The following is a 1,754-nucleotide window of genomic DNA, read 5'->3' on the forward strand; positions in this document are numbered from 1 at the left end:
GGCCCCGGCCGGGTACGGCCAGTCGCAGGGCGGCTACCCGCCGCCGCCCCCGCCCACCCCGGTGACCCGCCGGGCCGAGCCGCCCGCGCCGCAGTACCGGGAGCCCCGCCCGCCCCGGGAGGAGCCGCGTGAGCCGTCCCGCCGGGAGAGCGCGCCGCCGCGCGAGCGCCGGCCGCGCAGCCGCAACCGGATGTACATCCCGGGGCTGGGCTGCCTCAAGGGCTGTCTGATGGTGCTGCTGGTGCTGGCGGTGGCCGCGCTGGCGCTGTGGAACTTCACGCCGCTGCCGCACTACTGGGACAACGTCGTGGGCTGGTTCGACACCGCGCGGGGCTGGGTGACCAGCGTCTTCGGCAGTTCCGGCTCGTAGCGCGGCACCGGGCGGCGGGAGGCGGCGAGGCGGCGGCGGGAAGTGGCGGGGCGGCGCCGAAGGGGCGCGGCGGGCCGCCCCGGCGGCTGACCGGGGGTCCGAACCCCGTCCGGAAGCCAGGATTGACGCTTTGTCGACAATCTGCGAGATTTCTCGCCCCAGAGTCCCGCTCCACGGCCCCCAGGCGGCCCGCGCGGGGCGTTCGGGCGCGTAGGTTGGTCGCTGTTGTCCCGCCCCACCGAGCGCGCCCGGACCCCCGGAGCGCTCCCGCGCCGCCCACGGAGCAGCATTGGCACGCAAGATCGGCAGCCGGTACACCGTCCACCAGGTCATCGGCCGGGGTTCGGCCGGGACGGTCTGGCTCGGTGAGGGGCCGGACGGCCCGGTGGCGGTCAAGCTGCTGCGCGAGGACCTCGCCGCCGACCAGGTGCTGGTCGGCCGCTTCGTCCAGGAGCGCACCGCGCTGACCAGCCTCGACCACCCCCGGGTGGTCGGCGTGCGCGACATGGTCGTGGACGGCAGCGACCTCGCCCTGGTGATGGAACTGGTCCAGGGCACCGACCTGCGCTCCCGGCTGGAGCGGGACGGCGCCCTTCCGCCGCAGGTCGCCGCCTCGGTCATCGCCGACGTCGCGGACGGCCTGGCGGCCGCGCACGCGGCCGGGATCGTCCACCGCGACGTCAAGCCGGAGAACGTGCTGCTCGACCTCGCCGCCGCCCCCGGCCCCGGCGGCGCCCCGCGCGCCAAGCTCACCGACTTCGGCGTGGCCCGCCTGGTCGACGCCCCGCGCCGCACCCGGGCCACCCGGATCATCGGCACCCCCGACTACCTCGCCCCCGAGATCATCGAGGGCCTGGAGCCGCGCGCCGCCGTCGACATCTACGCCCTCGCCACCGTGCTGTACGAGCTGCTGGCCGGCTCCACCCCGTTCGGCGGCGGCCACACCGGCGCGGTGCTGCGCCGGCACGTCACCGAGCAGGTGCCGCCGATCCCCGGCCTGCCGGACGGGCTGTGGCGGATCATCTCCGAGTGCCTCGCCAAGGCCCCCGCCTCCCGGCTGCGCGCAGCCGAGCTGGCCGCCCGGCTGCGCGAGCAGCTGCCCTCGCTGGCCGGACTGCCGGTGCTGGCCGTGCCCACCCAGGGCCGCCCCCCGGCCGAGGAGCAGCTGACCCCGGGCGAGGCCGTCTACGCGGAGGTCGACGCCGGCCCGGGCGTCCACAAGCGCCGCCGCGGCCCGGCCGTCCCGCTGGTGCCCGGGGTGGCCCCGGACTCCACCCGGGACACCCACACCAGCCTGCGCCGCCCCTCGGCCGACGAGCTGGCCGCGTACGCCGCCGAGTCCCGCGCCCAGCGCACCGCCCCGGGCCACCGCCGGGACCGCGCG

1 protein-coding gene and 1 pseudogene are annotated in these 1,754 nt (G+C 77.8%); both read left to right on the forward strand.

Annotated elements, in window-relative coordinates:
• Positions 1–370 (forward strand): annotated as a pseudogene (locus BG452_RS34260) (serine/threonine protein kinase); the annotation flags it as partial.
• Between the two features lie 289 nt (positions 371–659).
• A partial coding sequence (locus tag BG452_RS34265; protein ID WP_188308249.1) for a serine/threonine-protein kinase occupies positions 660–1,754 on the forward strand: 1,095 nt, incomplete at its 3' end.

The organism is Streptomyces sp. CBMA123, from assembly GCF_014596465.1.
GTDB lineage: Bacteria > Actinomycetota > Actinomycetes > Streptomycetales > Streptomycetaceae > Kitasatospora.